Genomic DNA, 17,438 nt, shown 5'->3' with positions numbered 1-17,438 from the left:
AATCCATTGTCCGGGGTTCGGACAGCGACCGTCCGGCCGGGCGGACACGGCAGTGGGGCGGGAGCCCGGATGAGCGCCCGCCCCACTGCCGTGCGTGTCGCACGGATCACACGGTGACCGTTACTGCGTGACCTTCTCGATCACGACGCTGCCGGTGCCCGCGGCGGTGCCGCGGCCGTTCACCAGGCTGACCTCGCCGAAGAACTGCCGGCCCTCGGGGGCGGCCCCGCCGACCAGGACCTCGGCGTCGATCTGCGCCGAGGCGCCGTTGGCCAGGTTCACGGCCTTCGACTCGTCGACCTCGATCGTGCCGAGCGACGCCGAGTAGTACACGTCGCGGTAGTCGTACGTGGTGGTGCCGGCCGGGACACTGTAGCCGTCGATCACGACGGTGTACGTGCCCGCGGCGGGCTTCACCAGGCTGACCGCCTCCTCGGAGCCGGCCGTGGTGGAGGCGCCGACCTCCTCGTCGCCCTGGTAGACGTACAGGTCCAGGTCGGCGTTGGCGTCGGAGGTGCCGCCGATGGCGACGTCCAGCTTCTCGACGCCCTCACCGATGGTGACCGTGTACTCCTGGGAGTCACCCGTCCTGATCGACGGCTTGTCGACCTTGGCCGAGCCCAGCGAACCGCCCTTCAGACGGCCCTCCAGGTCGCCCGACTCGTTGGTGACCTTCCAGTTCACCGCGGCCGGCGTGCCGACCTTCGCCTCGGCGATGGTCCGCACCGCGGGGTCGAAGGTCGCACCGAGCAGCGAGACATCCAGCTTGTACGGGTTGTCCAGCAGCGGCGACGTGCGCCGTGCCTCGACCTCGATCTCCCAGACGCCCGGCTGCGGGTCCTTGTACGAGCGCACGTCCGGACGGCAGGTGTTGGCCGGGTTCTCGTAGTTCGGGTAGCAGAAGATCGTGGAGCTGTCCTCCACCGCCACTCCGTACGGGTGGATGGAGATGAAGCGGGTCTGGCTGCCCGAGCGCAGCGCGCCCAGCGAGACCTCGAGGGTCTTGGCCCCCTCGGGCACGGTCACGAAGTACGAGTCGCTGCTGTTGCGCTGCACCGAGTCGGACGCCTTGAACGTGTAGGCGGGCTTCACGAGCTCCTTGGAGACGACCACCGTGGTGAGGATCTGCTGGTCCACACCGACGGTCCTGGCGTCGTCCACCTTCAGGATCGCGCTGTGCACGCCCGCGCTGCCCGGCTTCGCCTGGACCTTGACGGTCACGGGCTCGTCGAGCGGCAGGGAGACGGTCTTCGAGCCGAGCAGCTTGAAGGTGCCGTCGTTGTTCTTCCAGGCCAGCTTGTGCTTGACGTTCTTGTCCGGGCCCGTGGTGCGGGTGATCGTGACGTCGTACGTCTTCTTCTGGCCGGTCTTCAGGCCGCCCTCGCGGTCGTACAGGCCGGTGCCGAAGCCGGGGGTCTTCAGCGCGAAGTCGATCGCGGTGTCGACCGGGGCCTTCACCGCGTACTCGTGCGCCGGGGAGCCCTGCTTCACGATCTGCTTCCAGGCGCCGACGATGTTGATCAGACCGGAGCCCTGGGCGTGCGCGGGCACACCCTTGATGTGGGTGGCGGTGCTGGTCAGCGCGGTCCGCAGGTCGGCCGGCGGCAGCTCGATGCCCTGCTGCTTCGCGGCGGACAGCAGCAGCGCGGCCGCGCCCGCGGCCTGCGGCGAGGACATCGAGGTGCCCTGCAGCATGGAGTAGCCCGCGGGGAGCGAGTAGCCCGCCTCCTTGACCGGGCCGCCGGGCAGCCAGGTCTGGGTGGTGTTGATGGACGCGCCGGGGGCCGTCAGGATCGGCGCGAAGCCGCCGTCCTCACGCGGACCGCGCGAGGAGAAGGGCAGCATGTCGTACTTCTTGGTGACGTTCGAGCCGTAGTTGGCGGCCCACGTCTCCTTGGAGATCGACGCACCGACGGAGATGACGTGGTCGGCGAGACCGGGGTCACCGATGGTGTTGACGCCCGGACCGTCGTTGCCGGCCGAGATGACCAGCTGGACGCCGTAGATGTCGATGAGCCGCTTGTACAGCTCCGCGCGGGCGTTGTTGCCGTCGTTGAGCGGCGGCAGGCCGCCGATCGACATGTTGACGATGTCGACGCCGCGGTTCACGACGAGGTCGATCATGCCCTCGGTGAGCGCGATGTTGGTGCAGCCGCCGGACCAGGTGCAGGCCCGCGAGGAGACGATCTTCGCGCCGGGCGCGGCACCGTTCATCTCGCCGCCGAACAGGCCGTTCGCGGCGGTGATGCCCGCGACGTGGGTGCCGTGCTCGCCCTCGATGACACCGATGTTGACGAAGTCGGAGGTGTCGCCGGCGGCGTTGTACACGACGTCCTGGCGCGTCTCGATGACGAACGGGATGCGCTCGGCGACCTCGGTCCGCGGGTCGTCCTTGCCGAAGTAGGAGATCTGGTGCTTCTCCTTGTACGGCTTCAGGGCGGTGTCGTCGGAGAAGTCGGCGTTGCTGTTCAGGTCGACGCGGGTGGTGCCGGTGACCGGGTCGTAGAGCACGGCCCAGACGTCGGTGGTGTCGCCGTCGCGGTTCAGGTCGCCCGCCATGTCGCCGCCCTTGGTGGCGGCCTCGGCGAACAGCTTGATCCGGTAGTCCCCCTTGGGGGCCTTGTACGTGAGGCCCTTGTAGGTGAACGTCGGGCCGGACACCGCGTCCGTCATCCGCAGCCAGGTGCCGTCGCCGTCGCTCACCGGGTCGGTGGCGGTCACCCAGTCGACGATCTTGCGCTCGCCGGTGGTGGTCTTCTGCAGCGCCGGGTGGCCGACGTCGACGCCCGAGTCGATGACACCGATGGTGATCCCGCGGCCGTCGGCCTTCGGGTGCTGCTCGACGAAGTCGACCGCGCCGGTCTCGAAGGACGGGTTGTACGGGTTCTTCGCCGGGGTCTTCTTGCCGGGCGCCGGGTAGGAACCGGACGCCTTGACCCGGGACTTGACGCCGGCCGCACGGTCGGCGGCGGGCGTCGGGTCGTCCAGCTCGATCTCCTGCTTGAGATCGATGCCGTGGACGGACGACAGCTTGGCCGCCGCCCGGATGGTCGCGTCGGCGGACGCGGTGGGCACCGTGGCCCGCACGTAGCCGAGCTTGTCGTACGCACGTCCCAGCACGGACCCCTTGACGGAGTCGAGCTGCTTGGTGACCTGCTCGGTCGCACCGGGAGCGGTGGCGATCATCATCGTGACGTTCTTCTGACCCTTGGCCTTGGCCTTGGCCAGAACGTCGGCGTCCGCCGTGCCGAGCTTCTCGGCGGTGGTGCTCTCGGCGGCGGCCTTGACGGGCGCGGGGTCAGGTGCATCGGCGGCGAAGACGGGGGTGACGCCGGTGGCGGCCAGCGCGGCCACCAGGCCGGCTGCGGCCGCCACTCGGGCCGCACGTCTCGCCCCGGGTATGTAACTGGGGGACTCGGTGGTCATCAGCATCCCTGCATAGGAAAGAGAGAGTCCGGAATTCGGTACCGGATGACCGCTCACCCTTTCGTAAATGACAGGGGTTTGTGGAGAGTTGAGGGGGACGAGATGTGTACATGGCAGAATCCCGCCACTGGTGCTGATGTGCCATCAGGGACGAAGCGGTGAATAAGTGGTGCCCGAGAGTCGTGTTTCCGCCAGGTACGGTTCCGCTCCCGGCCACCCGGTGGGCCCCCGGTGCGGCAGGACTTCCCCCTGCGCCGTCGGCTTCCGGTGCCCGGCCCGCCGTGGCCCGGGGCCCCGGGGGGCGAGCTCCACGGCGACCGCCTGCCCGGGCCGGTGGGTGCGGCCACGGTCCCGAGGCGCGGACCACCGGGCAGGCGGAGAGACGCGCTCCGCGGGGCTGCGGCGGATCGCGGTCCGTCGCCAAGTCGTAAAGTCGACTTTCGGCCATGGCGTGGCCGTCGGCGAGGAACGCCTCCACGGCCCGCGCTGCGGGAGGACGGCCCGGCGGCCCGGCCCCAACTCGCCCCCGCGCCCACCGCTTCCCGGCACCCGTCGGCCGGCCCCGCACCGCCCCCGTCTCGCGCCCACCGCTTCCCGGCACCCGTCGGCCGGACCCGCACCGCCCCCGTCTCCCGCCCACCCCTCCGGACGGCCCGGGAAACCTTCCGTCCCGTCCGGAGGGCGCGGGAACGAGGACGGGGGCCGGACCGGATGTCCCGGCCCGGCCCCCGTCACCCGTCCGTCAGACGCCGGTACCGGCCGCGGCCTCCGCGCCCGCGTCGCACTCCTGCGCCCGCAGCGCCCGCGCCAGGTCGTCCCGGGACTCCAGCACCAGCCTGCGCAGGGCCGGCGCCGCGTCCTCGTGCGCGGCCAGCCAGGCGTCCGTCGCCGCCAGCGTGGCCGGGTCGTCCTGGAGCGCCGGGAACAGGCCCTTGACCACGATCACCCCGATCTGGATCGACCGCTCGGCCCAGACCCGCTCGATCGCCTCGAAGTACTTGTCCGTGTACGGCGCCAGCAGCTCCCGCTGCGAGGGCTGGGCGAAGCCCGAGATCGTCGCCTCCACCAGCGCGTTGGACAGCGTGTCCGACTCCACGACGTCCGCCCACGCCTGTGCCTTGACCGCGGCGGAGGGCCGCGACGCCAGGCACCGCACATGGTGCCGCTTGCCGGACGCCGTGTCGTCACGGGCCAGTTCGGCGTCGATCACCGACTCGTCCGCCACCCCGTGCGCGGCCAGCGGGGACAGGAACGCCCACCGCAGCTCCTGGTCCACGTCGAGCCCGTCGATCCGGGCCGACCCGTCGAGCAGCCCCGACAGCAGCTGGAAGTCCGTCTCCGAGCCGGCCACCGACGCGAAGAACCGCGCCCACGCCAACTGGTGCTCGCTGCCCGGCTCGGCGACCCGCAGCTCCCGCAGCGCGCCCGCGGCCAGCGCCCGGCCGCCCTCCTCGCGCCACCCGGGCGCCGCGTACTGCGTGAGCACGGTCCGGGTCCAGGTGTGCAGCATCTGGAGCACGCCGATGTCGGACTCCCGGCCGGCATCGGCCAGCACCAGCGCGGCGAAGTCGCGGGCCGGCATCAGCCCGTCCCGGGTCATGTTCCACAGCGCCGACCAGCACAGCGCCCGCGCGAGCGGGTCCGTGATGTCGCCCAGGTGCTTCCGCAGCGCGGCCAGGGACACCTCGTCGAAGCGGACCTTGCAGTACGTGAGGTCGTCGTCGTTGACCAGGATCAGCTCGGGCCGCTCCGCCCCCACGAGCTCCTCGACCACCGTGCGCGCACCGGCCACGTCCACCTCGGCGCGGGCGTAGCGCACCAGGTCGCCGCCGGGGGTGTGCCGGTACAGGCCGACCGCGACCCGGTGCGGCCGCAGCTCCGGGTGGGACTCGGCCGCCTCCTGGAGGACCGCCAGCTCCGTGATCCGGCCCGCCGCGTCGTACGTCGCCACCGGCGTCAGCGAGTTGACGCCCGCGGTCTGCAGCCACGACCGCGACCAGGCGGTCATGTCGCGCCCGGACGTCTCGGCCAGCACGGACAGCAGGTCGCCCAGCCGGGTGTTGCCGTAGGCGTGCTTCTTGAAGTAGCGCCGGGCGCCCTCCAGGAACGCGTCCCGGCCCACGTACGCCACCAGCTGCTTCAGCACCGAGGCGCCCTTGGCGTACGTGATGCCGTCGAAGTTGAGCTTGGCGTCCTCCAGGTCACGGATGTCGGCCGTGATCGGGTGGGTGGACGGCAGCTGGTCGGCGCGGTACGCCCAGGACTTGCGGTTGTTGGCGAAGGTGATCCACCCGTTCTTGAAGCGGGTCGACTCCACCATGGAGAACGCGCCCATGAAGTCGGCGAACGACTCCTTCAGCCACAGGTCGTCCCACCACTGCATGGTGACGAGGTCGCCGAACCACATGTGCGCCATCTCGTGCAGGATGACGTTGGCCCGGCTCTCGTACGCCGCCTGCGTCACCTTGCCGCGGAAGATGTACTCCTCGCGGAACGTGACGCAGCCGGGGTTCTCCATCGCGCCGAGGTTGTACTCGGGCACGAACGCCTGGTCGTACTTCCCGAACGGGTACGGGTAGTCGAAGTTGTCGTGGAAGAAGTCCAGGCCCTGCTTGGTGATCAGGAAGACGTCGTCCGCGTCGAAGTGCCGGGCGAGCCCCTTGCGGCACATCGCGCCGAGCGGGATCTCCAGCGTCGTGCCGTCGTCGAACGTGCGGCGGTAGGAGTCCGTCACGCAGTGGTACGGGCCGGCGACGACCGCCGTGATGTACGTGGAGATCGGCTTCGTCTCGGCGAACCGCCAGACCCCGCCCTCCCGCGACTCCTCGGCCCCGTTGCTCCGGACCGTCCAGCCCTCGGGGGCCCTCACGGTGAAACGGAAGGGGGCCTTCAGGTCGGGCTGCTCGAAGTTCGCGAAGACGCGCCGCGCGTCGGCCGGCTCGTACTGCGTGTAGAGGTAGACCTCGCCGTCCTCCGGGTCGACGAACCGGTGCATGCCCTCGCCGGTCCGGCTGTACGCGCACTGCGCGTCGACCACCAGGACGTTCTCGCCCTCTGGCAGGTTCTCCAGCGCCACCCGCGTGCCGTCGAAGACCACGGCGGGGTCGAGCGGGCCGCCGTTCAGCGTCACCGCGTTCACACCCGGCGCCACCAGGTCCGCGAAGGTCGACGCACCGGCCCGCGCGTTGCGGAACCGGATGGTCGTCACCGAGCGGAAGGTGCGCGGACCGGAGGCGTCGGCCGCCTCGTCCCCGTCGGGTCCCCCGAGGGCGGAGCGCAGATCGAGATCGACCTCGTAGCCGTCGACGCTCAGCAGCTCGGCCCGCTCGCGGGCCTCGTCGCGGGACAGGTTCTCACCGGGCACGGGCGCACTCCTTTGTGTCACGTTCGAATACTTTGATCCTCCCATGCCGCCACTCGGCCCGGCGGGCGGGAATGACCAGTGCGCCCGAAGGTGTTCTCGCGCACAGGTGCGCACGTTCTTACGAGGAGAGACATGTCTGACAACAGCACGGCGACGACCGGAAAGACCCCCGCCGACTTCTGGTTCGACCCGCTCTGCCCGTGGGCCTGGATGACCTCCCGCTGGATGCTGGAGGTGGAGAAGGTCCGTGACATCGAGGTCCGCTGGCACGTGATGAGCCTCGCCGTGCTCAACGAGGACCGGCTCGACGAGCTGCCGGAGGAGTACCGCGAGCTGCTGTCCAAGGCGTGGGGCCCGGTCCGGGTCGTCATCGCCGCCCAGCAGAAGCACGGCGACGAGGTCGTCGGCCCCCTCTACACCGCGCTCGGCACCCGCTTCCACAACCGGGGCGAGGGCCCCACCCGCGAGGCGGTCCTGGGCGCGCTCCAGGACGTCGGCCTGCCCGCCGAGCTGGCGGACTTCGCGGACTCGGAGGAGTACGACGCCGAGCTGCGCGCCTCCCACAAGGAGGGCATCGACAAGGTCGGCCAGGACGTCGGCACGCCGGTCATCGCCGTGCCGGGCGCGGACGGCGAGCAGATCGCCTTCTTCGGCCCGGTCGTCACCCCCGCCCCGAAGGGCGAGGAGGCGGCGAAGCTGTGGGACGGCACGCTGATGGTGGCGTCCATCCCCGGCTTCTACGAGATCAAGCGGACCCGGACGCAGGGCCCGATCTTCGACTGATCCGTACGGTGGGCCGGGCGGGGCGTGCGGAGCAGTGCGCCCGACAAGCCGAGCCGAACGAGGGGAACGGACGGACATGGACGTACGACCGGCACGCGATGACGAGGCCGGGGAGCTGACCGAACTGGCCCTGGCGTCGAAGGGGCACTGGGGTTACGACGAGGCGTTCCTCGCCGCCTGCCGCGAGGAACTCACCATGCGCCCCGCCGACATCGGGCGGCTGCGGACGACGGTCGCGGAGGAGGACGGGCGGATCCTCGGCTTCACCACCCTGGAGGGCGCCCCGCCCGAGGGCGTCCTCGGGATGATGTTCGTCGCCCCGGACGCGCTGGGCCGGGGCATCGGCCGGCTCCTCTTCGAGGACACCGCGGCCCGGGCCCGCAGCCTGGGCTTCGCGCGCTTCACCATCGACGCGGACCCGAACGCGGAGCCGTTCTACCTCGCGATGGGTGCGGTACGGGTCGGGGCGACCCCGTCCGGCTCGATCCCCGGACGGGTGCTGCCGCTGCTGGAGTACGACCTCACGACGGGCTGACCCCCGGCCGGTCGACGGCCTCCTTCCTCGTGGGCCCGGCGGCCCGGCGGCCCGCCGCCGTCAGGGCCAGGGTGACCGCGAGGGAGGCGGCCGCCATCGCGGTCATCGCCGTCCCCGGCGACGTCCACTGGGCGAGGGAGCCCGCGAGCGCGGCGGACACGCCCTGCATGGTGAGCATGCCGGAGGAGTGCAGCCCCAGCGCCTGCCCGGTGATCCCGTCCGGTGTCAGGGCCATCAGCCGTTCCTGGAACAGCAGGCTCGCCGAGAAACCGACCGAGGCGAGCAGCACCAGGACGAACGCCAGGGGCAGCGCCGGGCGTGCGGCGAAGAGCAGGTACGGGGCGGCCAGGAGCAGTTGCAGCGGCGTGGCCAGCCGCCCCCGCCGGGCCTGCGGGACGAACCGGCCCGTCACCACGTCCCCGACGAGCATCCCCAGCGCGGCGAAGGCGAAGAGGAGCCCCGCGTGCCCGGGGGCGTACGGGACGAACAGCGACTCGCAGCCGACGACCAGCCCGTTCGGCACCCAGAGCGCGAGGTAGGTCCGGCGGCGCGGGCCCGAGGACCACAGCACGGCGTTGATCCGCCAGGTCTCGGCCGCCGAGGGCCGGCCGGCGGCGCGCGGCGGCCGACGGGCCAGTCCGAACCGGGCGACGGCCGCCCCGGCCAGATACAGGGCGGCGGCGACCAGCAGCGTGCCGCGCGCGGACAGCGTCGCCACCAGGAGCCCGCCGAGCGCGTACCCGCCGATCTGCATCAGGCCGGCGCACATGTTCAGCACCGAACGCCCCAGCAGATAGCCGTCCTTGGGCAGCACCTCGTTGAGCAGCCCGTACCGCACGCCACCGCCCACCGCGGCGATCATGCCCTTCACCAGGATGATCGCGAAGACGGCCGGCAGCGGCAGCCCGGGGACGGCGAGGAGGGCGGTGACCGCCCCGAAGGCGAGCGCCATGCCGGTCGTCGCGGCCCGCGGCGGCAGCCGGTCCGCCGCCGACATCAGCACGGTCGCCCCGATGACCTGGGCGAGCGAGGGGCCGAACATGGACAGGGCGGCGAGCAGCGGCGATTCGGTCGTGGCGTAGACGAGGGAGCCGAGGGCCAGCCCGCTCGTCGTGGATCCGGCGACGTGCGCGGCGCCCGTCGCGAAGAGCGGCGTGAACTGCGGCGTGCGGAAGAGTTCCCGGTAGGTGCGCATGCGGGGGAGTCTCGGAGGGGGCGCGCGGCGACCGTTACTGTTTCGCACGACGGCGAAACGCGGCGGCGAAACATGGCGGCGGGACGCGGGGCGGGACGTGGGGGCGTGACGGCATGGGCCTGTGGCGGATCAGTACGGACACGCTGGCCGGGAGCCGGTTCGTCGTGTCGCCGCTCGCCGAGACCGTCGCCGCCCTGAAGGCCCTGGAGCGGGGCCGCCCCGACCACCCCGGCGAACGCGCCTGGCTCGACGCCCACCTGCCCGCCCACCGCGCCCGGCGGGCCGCCGACCCGGTCACCGCGCTGCTGGTGGCGGCGGCGCTCGGCGGCAGCTGGAACGCGGACTTCGTCACGCCCACGCCGACGGGCGAGGGCGACCCGTCCTTCGAGGAGGAGCTGGCCCCCGTCCGGGCGACCCCACCCGAACGCGCCCGGGCCGACCTCGTGGTCTCGCTCGGCGGTGGCCCCCTCCCGCCCCTCCTGGACCGCGACGACCTGGCCCGGCGCGCCGCCGACGTCCTGGAGTGGGTCTGGCACCGCACCGTGCTGCCCGACTGGCCGCGCCGCCGCCGGATCATCGAGGCGGACGTCGTCGCACGGACCGGGGAACTGGGCCGGGGCGGCTGGGCCGCCGCCCTGAGCGGCCTGCGCCCGGGGATGCGGTGGCTGGGCGACGGCCTGCTCCGGATCAACGCGTACGACTACCCGCCGAAGCAACTGACCGGCGTGCGGCTGCTGTTCGTCCCGGTCACCCGGCGTTCGGGCTGGGTCTCCTGGGACGACGACGCCGAACGGTACGCGATCGTCTACCCGTGCTCCGGCGTCCTGGCCGACGTGGGCCGGGCCCGGGTGCCGGACAGCCTGTCGCGCCTCCTCGGCCCCGCCCGGGCGACCGTTCTCGTCCTGCTCGCCGCCCCGAAGAGCACCACCCAGCTCGTGGCCCTGACCGGCCAGGGCCTGGGCTCGGTCGGCCGCCACCTCAAGGTCCTCCTGGAGGCGGGCCTGGTGGACCGCCGCCGCACCGGCCGCTCGGTCCTGTACTTCCGCACGGCCGCGGGCGACGTGTTGACGGAGGCCCGGCGGGACGGCTGAGGAGAGGTTCCCCCGGGCCGGGCACGTTCCGTCGTTTCCGCACGGGCGCGGGCGAGGGGAAAACCCCTCCGGCGTTGTCGGTGACCTCTGTTAGCTTCGGGCAGCCCGTGCGTTCCACGGGCCTCGAAACGTTCACAGGGGAGGGCCAGTTGACCAGATCAAGGAGAACGGGCAGATGCAGACGGACAGTGGTGGCCGGCTGCACGGTGGCATTGCTGACCACGGCCGTCGGCCCGGCGCAGGCGTTGGACAACCTGCCGCCCAAGCAGCCGTTGGTCCAGGATCTCCGGACGGAGAACGGCCCCTGCGCGACCGGGGACGACCCGACGTACGTTGCGCAGCCGCCCAGGCTCACCGCCGCGCTGTACGACCCGGAGGAGGACAACCAGCCCGCCGAGGCCAACCGGGTCAAGGGCGAGTTCGAGGCGTGGTGGACGGACGGGGCGGGGGTGGAGCAGCGCCGTACCCACACCACCCTCATGTCGCTGTCGGGGACTCCCCAGTACTGGACGGTGCCGGACGACATCCCGGCGAACACGGTCGTCTCCTGGCACGTCCGCGCCGACGACGGCGAGGCGACCTCCGCGTGGAGCGACGAGGGCGACGGTTCGGCCTGCTCGTTCGTGTACGACGACGTGAGCCCCGAGAAGCCGACGATCAGCTCCCCCGAATACCCCGATGACGACTCCTGGACGGACGGGGTCGGCGTCTACGGTCACTTCACCATGGACTCGCCCTCCGACGACGTGGTGGCGTACAGGTACGAATTCCCGGGCGGCTCTCCCCAGAAGGTCTTTGCCGAGCAGCCCGGCGCGGCCGTCACCATTGCGTACCTGCCGCTCGACAGCGGGCCCGATCGGCTGAAGGTGCGCGCGATCGACCGGTCCGGCCGAAGCAGTGGGGACTCGTACTACGAATTCCTGGTGACGTCCGGGCGAGCCCCCGTCGCCCGCTGGAAGCTGGACGACCCGGCGGGCTCCCGCTCGGCAGCCGCAGAGACGGGCACCGCCGCCCGGGCCGGCACCGGTGTGACCTTCGGCGGCCCGGCGCCCTCCGGCACCGGCACCACCACCACGGTCGGCCTCGACGGCAGCGGCCACGGCTTCCTCACCACCGACGCCCCGGCCACCGACATCCGCAAGTCCTTCGCCGTCAGCGGCTGGGCGCGGCCCGCCGAGACCGGTCGGAACATGACCGTCGCCAGCCAGGACGCGGACGGGGGGCCCGGCTTCGCCCTCGGCCTGCGCAACCGGGAGACCGGCCCCGCCTGGTCGTTCGCGATCGGGGACGCGACGGTGTCCGGCGGCGCGCCCGAGACGGGTGAGTGGGCTCATCTGCTGGGGCTGTACGACGCGGAGACGGGCCGCGCCCGGTTGTACGTCAACGGCCACGAGGTCGGCACCGAGGTGGCGGCGACTCCCGCCGAGGCGGCCGGCGCGTTCCAGATCGGCCGCGCCCGCGGGGCCGTCGGCTACCGCGACCGGTGGCACGGCGACATTGGCGACGTACGGGTCCACGACCGGGTCGTGGTGCCGGGCGAGGTGACCGAACTGGCGTTGCGCAAGCCGAAGTCGCTCGGCCGCTGGTCGTTGGAGAACGCGACGGATGGCACGAGCCCCGAGCAGTCGGGCGGCGCCCCGCTGCGGCTCGGCGCGGGAGCCTCGATCTACCGGGACTCCGACGGCCCCTGCCGTCCGGAGGAGGACCCCGAATGCCCCTACGTGCCGCCGGCACTGGTCGGCCACGGGCATCTCAGTCTGGATGGCGAGACCGGGTACGCCGCCGCCGACGGGCCCCTCGTGGACACCACGGAGAGTTTCACCCTCGGTGTCGTGGTGCGGCTGCCGGACTCCGTCCCGGACCGCCCGATGACCGTGCTCTCGCAGGCCGGTGAGCACACCGACGTGCTCAAGGTTCGCTACGAGCCGTCCACGTACAACTGGCAAGTGGTGATGCCGGAGAAGGACGAGGCCGGGGCCCCCGAGAAGGTGGTGGCCCAGGTCCAGGGTTCGGCGGGTAGTCAGAAGTCTCATCTTGCCGTGGTCTACGACGACGGGACCGACACGATCACGCTCTTCCACGACAGTTCCAGGAAGGCGACCGCGAGCCTCCCGCACGGTCCGCGCAGTACCGGCGCCTTCCAGATCGGCCGGGCCGAGGTCGGTGACGGCTGGGGCGAGTACTTCCATGGGGACGTGGACGAGGTACAGGCCTACTCCGGCGCGCTGCGGGAGAGGGACGTGCCGTTCCTGGGCACGGGCGTGGATTACTGCCCTTGCTGATCCGTCAGTACTGAACTGAGCCGAGAGGCACGACGGCCTGCGGGAACCCCGGTTCCCGCAGGCCGTCGGGTCCCGGCCGGACACCGGAGCGGTGCCCGGCCGGGGCCTTCACGCGCTGAGCCACTCCGTCACCTCGGCCGCGTCCCCGACGCTCACGACGCCCTCGCGCACCACCGCGTTCTTCGCGCCGAAGCTGACCTTGTTGCCGTACTCCGGTTCGCGCCGGTACGTCGACAGGGTGCGGATCGGTTCCGGGCCCGCGCGGCGGCCGGTGGCCTGGTCGACCATGGGGACGGCGCACCGCGTCGCCCGTACGGAGTGGGCGAGTTCGACGGAGCCGACGGTCATCCGGCGCACCCGGTCCTCGAAGTGGGGGTCGTCGTCGCCGGTCAGGACGATGTTGGGGCGGAAGCGGTCCATGGGGACGGGGGAGGCGTCGCCGCCTGCGGTGATGCGGGCGTTGAGGCCGTCCAGCGAGGCCGTCGAGGCGATCAGCACGGCGTGCGCGTCCGCGAAGTTGACCTTGCCGGGGGTGTCGCCCCAGCCGTCCCGGTCGAAGCCGGGCGCCACCCGTACCAGGCGGGACTTCGCGCCGAGCGCGTCGGAGAACCACTCCGCGATCTCGTCCCCCTGGTCCACGGCCTCGCCGAGCGGGTTGCCGAACATGCTGACCTCGCGGCGCGGGCCGTCCCGGTCGACGTCCAGGCGCAACGGCTCGACGCCCTCGGCGGACAGGCTCAACACCGCGCCGCCGTCCAGCACCTCGACCCGGACCGCGGCCATGGCGGGGTGCGTGCGCTGGCTGCGGAACGCGCCGTCCGCCGCGTCCACCACCATGAACGTGCGGTCGTGTTCGAGGCCGGTCCCGAGGACGCGCGCGGAGTCGACCGTGGTCCCGGCACAGCCCTTGACCGGGTAATAGGTGAGGCGGTGAACGGTGATGGTCACAAGACACTCTCCCGGGCGGTCGCTTCGAGCTCGTCGATGCCGCCTGATGCGATGGTGCGGGTGTGGCGGGTGGGATCTCCGGCCCGGAAGCCGTCCATGGAGGCGGCGGGAGCGGGGTTCATGGTGCCCATCATCGCATCCACCCCGTGCGGGGTGAGTTCCTTTTGGGGACTTGATGGCGCCGGCCGGCGGAGGGGCTCAGAACCGCGTTGGTACGATCGCGCGTTCGATGCCGAGGGCGCTCCGGTGCCCGGCCATCACCTTGTGGAGAGACCATGCAGCGTCCCCTCGTCCCCCTCGTCCCGCTCGTCGTCGCCGCGGCACTGCTGTGCGCCGGATGCGCCGGGGAATCGGGATCGGGGGGCGGGTCGGGGTCCGGCTCGGGGAAGGGCGCGAAAGTCTCCGGGGCCGACTCGGCGGCGGACCATGGCGCGGCGGTACGGTCCGCGGTGAACGCGACGAAGCGGAGCAGCGCCCGGATCGACGAGCGGATCGAGATAGGGGACGGCACCACCAACTACGTCATCTCGATCAAGGGCGACTTCGACTGGGCGGGCGACAGGGGGCGCCTCGCGGTCGACCTCCGCGACCCGGCGACTCCCGGGAAGACGTCGCCCCGCATGGACGAGATCTTCGACGGCGACACCGTCTACTTCGGCGGGTTCGCCGAGATGGAGGGCTCCTGGGGATCGATCCGCCGGGACAAGGCGAAGGCTCACTACGTGCTGCGGGCACCGATGAACGACCCCGAACACGTCCTGCGTCAGGTGGCGCAGATGCGCCGGGTCTCGAAGGTCGGCAAGGAGACGCTGAACGGTATGCCCACGGCCCACTACCGCGGTGTGCTCGCCGAGGAGACGGTCACGCTGCGGATGGCGAAGAACATGAAGGCCAAGGTTGCCACCATGAGGAAACAGATCGGCGGGATCACCGTGTACGCGGACGCCTGGATCGACCGGAACGGGCGGATCGTGCGCACTCGCCTCGACTGGCCGATGGGACCGGCGGGCGTCAAGGCGACGATGGACCTGACGGACCACGGAAAGCCGGTACGGGCGAAGGCCCCGGCCCCCGGCAAGGTCGTGCCCATGCCGGAGGGCGGCGGCCCCCTGCCGGGCTGACCCGCCCCCCTGGCACGCGACATGACGGAAGGACCTCGGTCGAAGTCCTGCTGACATGCTTACGGCGATCACGGCAAGTGGACAGGCAGTTGAAGGGGTGGGGAATGTCCGGGGTGGGGATCGGGAGAAGGACGTCGGCGCTGCTGTGTGCCGTCGTGCTGATGAGCGGGGTGGCCGGATGTGGTGGGTCCAATGGTGGGCCTGGGGGCGGTGAACCGTCCGGTGCGCCCGCCATGAGCGCCACACAGCGGATGAACGAGTCGCTCAAATTGTTCAAGGGCTACCACTCCTTCCGGATGAAGGGTGAATTCAGGTCCAAAATGTCGGTGAGGGTCGACCTGCGCGCCGATCGGCAGGGAAACTGCGTCGGCACGTACGCGCAGATTCAGGTGCCTGATGAGGTCACCATCATTCGTGACCGTGGCTGGGTGCGCTACGACGACAAAAATCTCCAGGAGACGCGCAAGTTCGCGAAGACTTACATGCCGGAAAGGCTGACCGCTGTCGACGAAGCGATCAAGAAGTCCCGTGGAAAGTACACTGAATACCCGGCCCGCGATCTCTTGGACAACCCGGGGATGTTCCTCTGCGCGTTCCACCTGGCGTTCGCGAAAGTTCCGGGAAAGGTGAGCAGCGCCAAGGAAGTGGGCAACCCGCGAACTGCGGGCGGTGAGCGAACCATTCAGCTCACACACGGTTCCGGTGAGAACGAAGTGTCGGTGCACGTGCCGGAGAAGGGCGGAAACGCGCCCCGGCGCATCGAATTCAATCTCGGTGATACGCCGGTACTGCTCGAACTCGACGAATACGACAAGCCGGTGACCGTGAAACTGCCCGCGCCCGCGGACATCGTGCAGGAGAAGGAGGTACGGGCGCTGGATTTGACCTCGGATCTGCCCGGCGACTGAGCGAGGTCGGTGAGCCCCGGCCGGTTCCGGACCCCGGCGGTAAATCCTTCGACGCAGGCGATGGATCCGGCCATGATCGGGTGCATGAGTTCGTATGTGAGTGACCCGGTTCGTGTCGGTGCGGAGCAGCTGCCGGGAGGGCGGTTGCTGGGGTGGGCCGAGTGGGGGCCGGGGGACGGGGTGCCGGTGCTGTTGTCGCCCGGTGCGGCCACCAGCCGGCACCTCGGGTTCGGGGCCGGTGCGGTGGCCGGGCTCGGGGTGCGGCTGATCTCCGTCGACCGCCCCGGGCTGGGGGCCTCCACGCCCCTGCCGGGCCGTACGTTCGACGATTTCGCCGATGACATCCGCACGTTCGCCGAGCTGCGCGGTCTGGGCCGGCCCCTGATGGTCGGCAACTCGCAGGGCGCGCCCTTCGCGCTGGCGTGCGCCGCCGCCGGGGCGGTCGGGGCGCTCGCGGTGGTCTCCGGCGCGGACGAGGTCGCCGAGCCGCGCTTCGCCGACGCGCTCCCGGAGGACCTGCGCCGCCTCGTCGACCTGGCCGTGTCCGACCCGGCCGCCGCCGAGCAGGTCTTCGCCGGGTTCACCGCGCAGGGCATGTGGGACATGGTCATGGCCCACAGCCCCGAGTGCGACCTCGCCGTGTACCGGCAGCCCGCGTTCGCCGCCGCCTACCGGCGCGCCCTCGACGAGGCCTTCGCGCAGGGCGCGGCCGGTTACGCCCGGGACACCGCCCTGGCCATGGGGCGCTGGGGGATCGACCTGGCGGACATCGCCGTACCCGTCGACCTCTGGTACGGGCAGGAGGACACCGGCCACTCGCCCGACCAGGGGGCCGGGCTGGCCTCGCGCATCCCGGGCGCGGTCCGGCACCTGGTGCCGGAGGCCGGCGGATCGGTCCTCTGGACCCACTCCGAGCAGGTGCTGCGCACGCTGCTGGCCCACGCCCCGGCCGCCTGAGCCCACGAGGGCGACAGAAGGGCCCTCGCCCGTCACGTCCGGGCGAGGGCCCTTCCCCCATCCGCCTGCCGGGTGAAGGTTGAGAAGACGATCACGAGGCAGGACGATTCGCGTGCCTCGCGGTCAGGGGGCGAGCAGCAGCACGTCGGCGCGTTCCTTGGCGGCCGCGTAACGCTTCGCCACGTCCTGCCAGTTGACGACGGCCCACATCGCGTCGATGAAGTCGACCTTCTGGTTCTTGTACTGGAGGTAGAAGGCGTGCTCCCAGGCGTCGAAGACCAGGATCGGGACGGAGCCCTGGCCGACGTTGCCCTGGTGGTCGTAGACCTGCTCGACGATCAGCCGGCCGCTGACCGGCTCGTACGCCAGGACGCCCCAGCCGGAGCCCTGCGTGGTGGCCGCGGCCTTCGTCAGCTGGGCCTTGAAGCCGGCGAACGAGCCGAACGACTCGGCGATCGCGTCCGCGAGGTCGCCGACGCCGTCCGCCGCGAGGGGCTCGCCGCCGCCGTCACCGGTCATGTTGTGCCAGTAGATCGAGTGCAGGATGTGGCCGGACAGGTGGAACGCGAGGTTCTTCTGGAGACCGTTGATCGTTCCCCAGGCACCCTTGTCGCGCGCCTCCTCCAACTGCTCCAGGGTGTCGTTCGCGCCCTTCACGTACGCGGCGTGGTGCTTGTCGTGGTGGAGCTCGATGATCTGCGGATTGATGACCGGTTCGAGCGCCGCGTAGTCGTACGGGAGTTCCGGAAGCGTGTACGTGGCCATGTGGTCGAACCCTTCAGCTGCTGTCCTGTTGTTATTGCAACCTATGTGCAAGAGCAGGCTAGC

Annotated in this window: 13 protein-coding genes; 7 read left to right on the top strand and 6 right to left on the bottom strand. The window is 71.3% G+C overall.

What is annotated here, in order from left to right; translation table 11 throughout:
• Positions 1-120: 120 nt before the first annotated feature.
• Positions 121-3,432, bottom strand: coding sequence for a S8 family serine peptidase (locus OCT49_RS10365; RefSeq protein WP_283851592.1), 3,312 nt, complete (start codon positions 3,430-3,432; stop codon positions 121-123).
• A gap of 736 nt (positions 3,433-4,168) precedes the next feature.
• A complete protein-coding gene (gene pepN / locus OCT49_RS10360; protein ID WP_283851591.1) occupies positions 4,169-6,790 on the bottom strand; it encodes an aminopeptidase N in 2,622 nt (873 codons plus the stop codon).
• 132 nt (positions 6,791-6,922) lie between these two features.
• On the opposite strand from pepN, the gene OCT49_RS10355 reads away from it, so the two are divergent.
• Together OCT49_RS10355 and OCT49_RS10350 are read left to right on the top strand one after the other, a co-directional pair.
• A complete protein-coding gene (locus OCT49_RS10355) occupies positions 6,923-7,573 on the top strand; it encodes a mycothiol-dependent nitroreductase Rv2466c family protein (protein ID WP_283851590.1) in 651 nt (216 codons plus the stop codon).
• 76 nt (positions 7,574-7,649) lie between these two features.
• Positions 7,650-8,108 (top strand): GNAT family N-acetyltransferase, encoded by a 459-nt coding sequence (locus tag OCT49_RS10350; protein ID WP_283851589.1) that lies wholly within the window; start codon positions 7,650-7,652, stop codon positions 8,106-8,108.
• Here the strand turns inward: OCT49_RS10350 and OCT49_RS10345 are convergent.
• Positions 8,095-9,303 carry an MFS transporter gene (locus OCT49_RS10345; protein WP_283851588.1) on the bottom strand — a complete coding sequence of 403 codons (1,209 nt, stop codon included), beginning with the start codon at positions 9,301-9,303 and terminating at the stop codon, positions 8,095-8,097. The two genes, OCT49_RS10350 and OCT49_RS10345, sit on opposite strands and share 14 nt — an antisense overlap.
• A 113-nt stretch (positions 9,304-9,416) precedes the next feature.
• On the opposite strand from OCT49_RS10345, the gene OCT49_RS10340 reads away from it, so the two are divergent.
• Together OCT49_RS10340 and OCT49_RS10335 are read left to right on the top strand one after the other, a co-directional pair.
• Positions 9,417-10,394 carry an ArsR/SmtB family transcription factor gene (locus tag OCT49_RS10340; protein WP_283851587.1) on the top strand — a complete coding sequence of 326 codons (978 nt, stop codon included), beginning with the start codon at positions 9,417-9,419 and terminating at the stop codon, positions 10,392-10,394.
• 188 nt (positions 10,395-10,582) lie between these two features.
• On the top strand, positions 10,583-12,676 hold the full coding sequence (locus tag OCT49_RS10335) for a LamG-like jellyroll fold domain-containing protein (protein WP_283855744.1): 2,094 nt from the start codon (positions 10,583-10,585) through the stop codon (positions 12,674-12,676).
• A 108-nt stretch (positions 12,677-12,784) separates the two neighbouring features.
• On the opposite strand, the gene OCT49_RS10330 is transcribed toward OCT49_RS10335, so the two are convergent.
• Both OCT49_RS10330 and OCT49_RS10325 read right to left on the bottom strand, forming a co-directional pair.
• The gene (locus tag OCT49_RS10330) at positions 12,785-13,624 is read right to left on the bottom strand and encodes an MOSC domain-containing protein (RefSeq protein ID WP_283851586.1); all 840 of its coding nucleotides are present in this window, start codon (positions 13,622-13,624) and stop codon (positions 12,785-12,787) included.
• Entirely contained in the window at positions 13,621-13,746 is a 126-nt protein-coding gene (locus OCT49_RS10325; RefSeq protein ID WP_283851585.1) for a hypothetical protein, read from the bottom strand. The genes OCT49_RS10330 and OCT49_RS10325 overlap by 4 nt, the downstream gene beginning before the upstream one ends.
• Before the next feature lie 153 nt (positions 13,747-13,899).
• Here OCT49_RS10325 and OCT49_RS10320 point away from each other — a divergent pair, with 153 nt between their 5' ends.
• From OCT49_RS10320 to OCT49_RS10310, 3 genes are all read left to right on the top strand, one after another.
• A complete protein-coding gene (locus OCT49_RS10320; protein ID WP_283851584.1) occupies positions 13,900-14,745 on the top strand; it encodes an SCO4651 family lipoprotein in 846 nt (281 codons plus the stop codon).
• Positions 14,746-14,978: 233 nt separating this feature from the next.
• The gene (locus OCT49_RS10315; protein ID WP_283851583.1) at positions 14,979-15,653 is read left to right on the top strand and encodes a hypothetical protein; all 675 of its coding nucleotides are present in this window, start codon (positions 14,979-14,981) and stop codon (positions 15,651-15,653) included.
• A gap of 84 nt (positions 15,654-15,737) precedes the next feature.
• Positions 15,738-16,610 carry an alpha/beta fold hydrolase gene (locus tag OCT49_RS10310; protein ID WP_283851582.1) on the top strand — a complete coding sequence of 291 codons (873 nt, stop codon included), beginning with the start codon at positions 15,738-15,740 and terminating at the stop codon, positions 16,608-16,610.
• 123 nt (positions 16,611-16,733) lie between these two features.
• Here OCT49_RS10310 and OCT49_RS10305 read toward each other — a convergent pair whose 3' ends face one another.
• Positions 16,734-17,375, bottom strand: a complete 642-nt coding sequence (locus OCT49_RS10305; protein WP_283851581.1) for a superoxide dismutase — start codon at positions 17,373-17,375, stop codon at positions 16,734-16,736.
• Between the last annotated feature and the right edge of the window lie 63 nt (positions 17,376-17,438).

This window comes from Streptomyces sp. ML-6, from assembly GCF_030116705.1.
Taxonomy (GTDB): domain Bacteria; phylum Actinomycetota; class Actinomycetes; order Streptomycetales; family Streptomycetaceae; genus Streptomyces.
This window is presented reverse-complemented; position numbering and strand designations above follow the sequence as displayed.

Excerpts from the sequence above, each read along its gene's own strand:
- OCT49_RS10365 (WP_283851592.1), bottom strand. The coding sequence starts at position 3,432 with ATGCTGATGACCACCGAGTCCCCCAGTTACATACCCGGGGCGAGACGT.
- OCT49_RS10355 (WP_283851590.1), top strand. The coding sequence starts at position 6,923 with ATGTCTGACAACAGCACGGCGACGACCGGAAAGACCCCCGCCGACTTC.
- OCT49_RS10350 (WP_283851589.1), top strand. The coding sequence starts at position 7,650 with ATGGACGTACGACCGGCACGCGATGACGAGGCCGGGGAGCTGACCGAA.
- OCT49_RS10345 (WP_283851588.1), bottom strand. The coding sequence starts at position 9,303 with ATGCGCACCTACCGGGAACTCTTCCGCACGCCGCAGTTCACGCCGCTC.
- OCT49_RS10340 (WP_283851587.1), top strand. The coding sequence starts at position 9,417 with ATGGGCCTGTGGCGGATCAGTACGGACACGCTGGCCGGGAGCCGGTTC.
- OCT49_RS10325 (WP_283851585.1), bottom strand. The coding sequence starts at position 13,746 with ATGAACCCCGCTCCCGCCGCCTCCATGGACGGCTTCCGGGCCGGAGAT.
- OCT49_RS10320 (WP_283851584.1), top strand. The coding sequence starts at position 13,900 with ATGCAGCGTCCCCTCGTCCCCCTCGTCCCGCTCGTCGTCGCCGCGGCA.
- OCT49_RS10315 (WP_283851583.1), top strand. The coding sequence starts at position 14,979 with ATGAGCGCCACACAGCGGATGAACGAGTCGCTCAAATTGTTCAAGGGC.
- OCT49_RS10310 (WP_283851582.1), top strand. The coding sequence starts at position 15,738 with ATGAGTTCGTATGTGAGTGACCCGGTTCGTGTCGGTGCGGAGCAGCTG.
- OCT49_RS10305 (WP_283851581.1), bottom strand. The coding sequence starts at position 17,375 with ATGGCCACGTACACGCTTCCGGAACTCCCGTACGACTACGCGGCGCTC.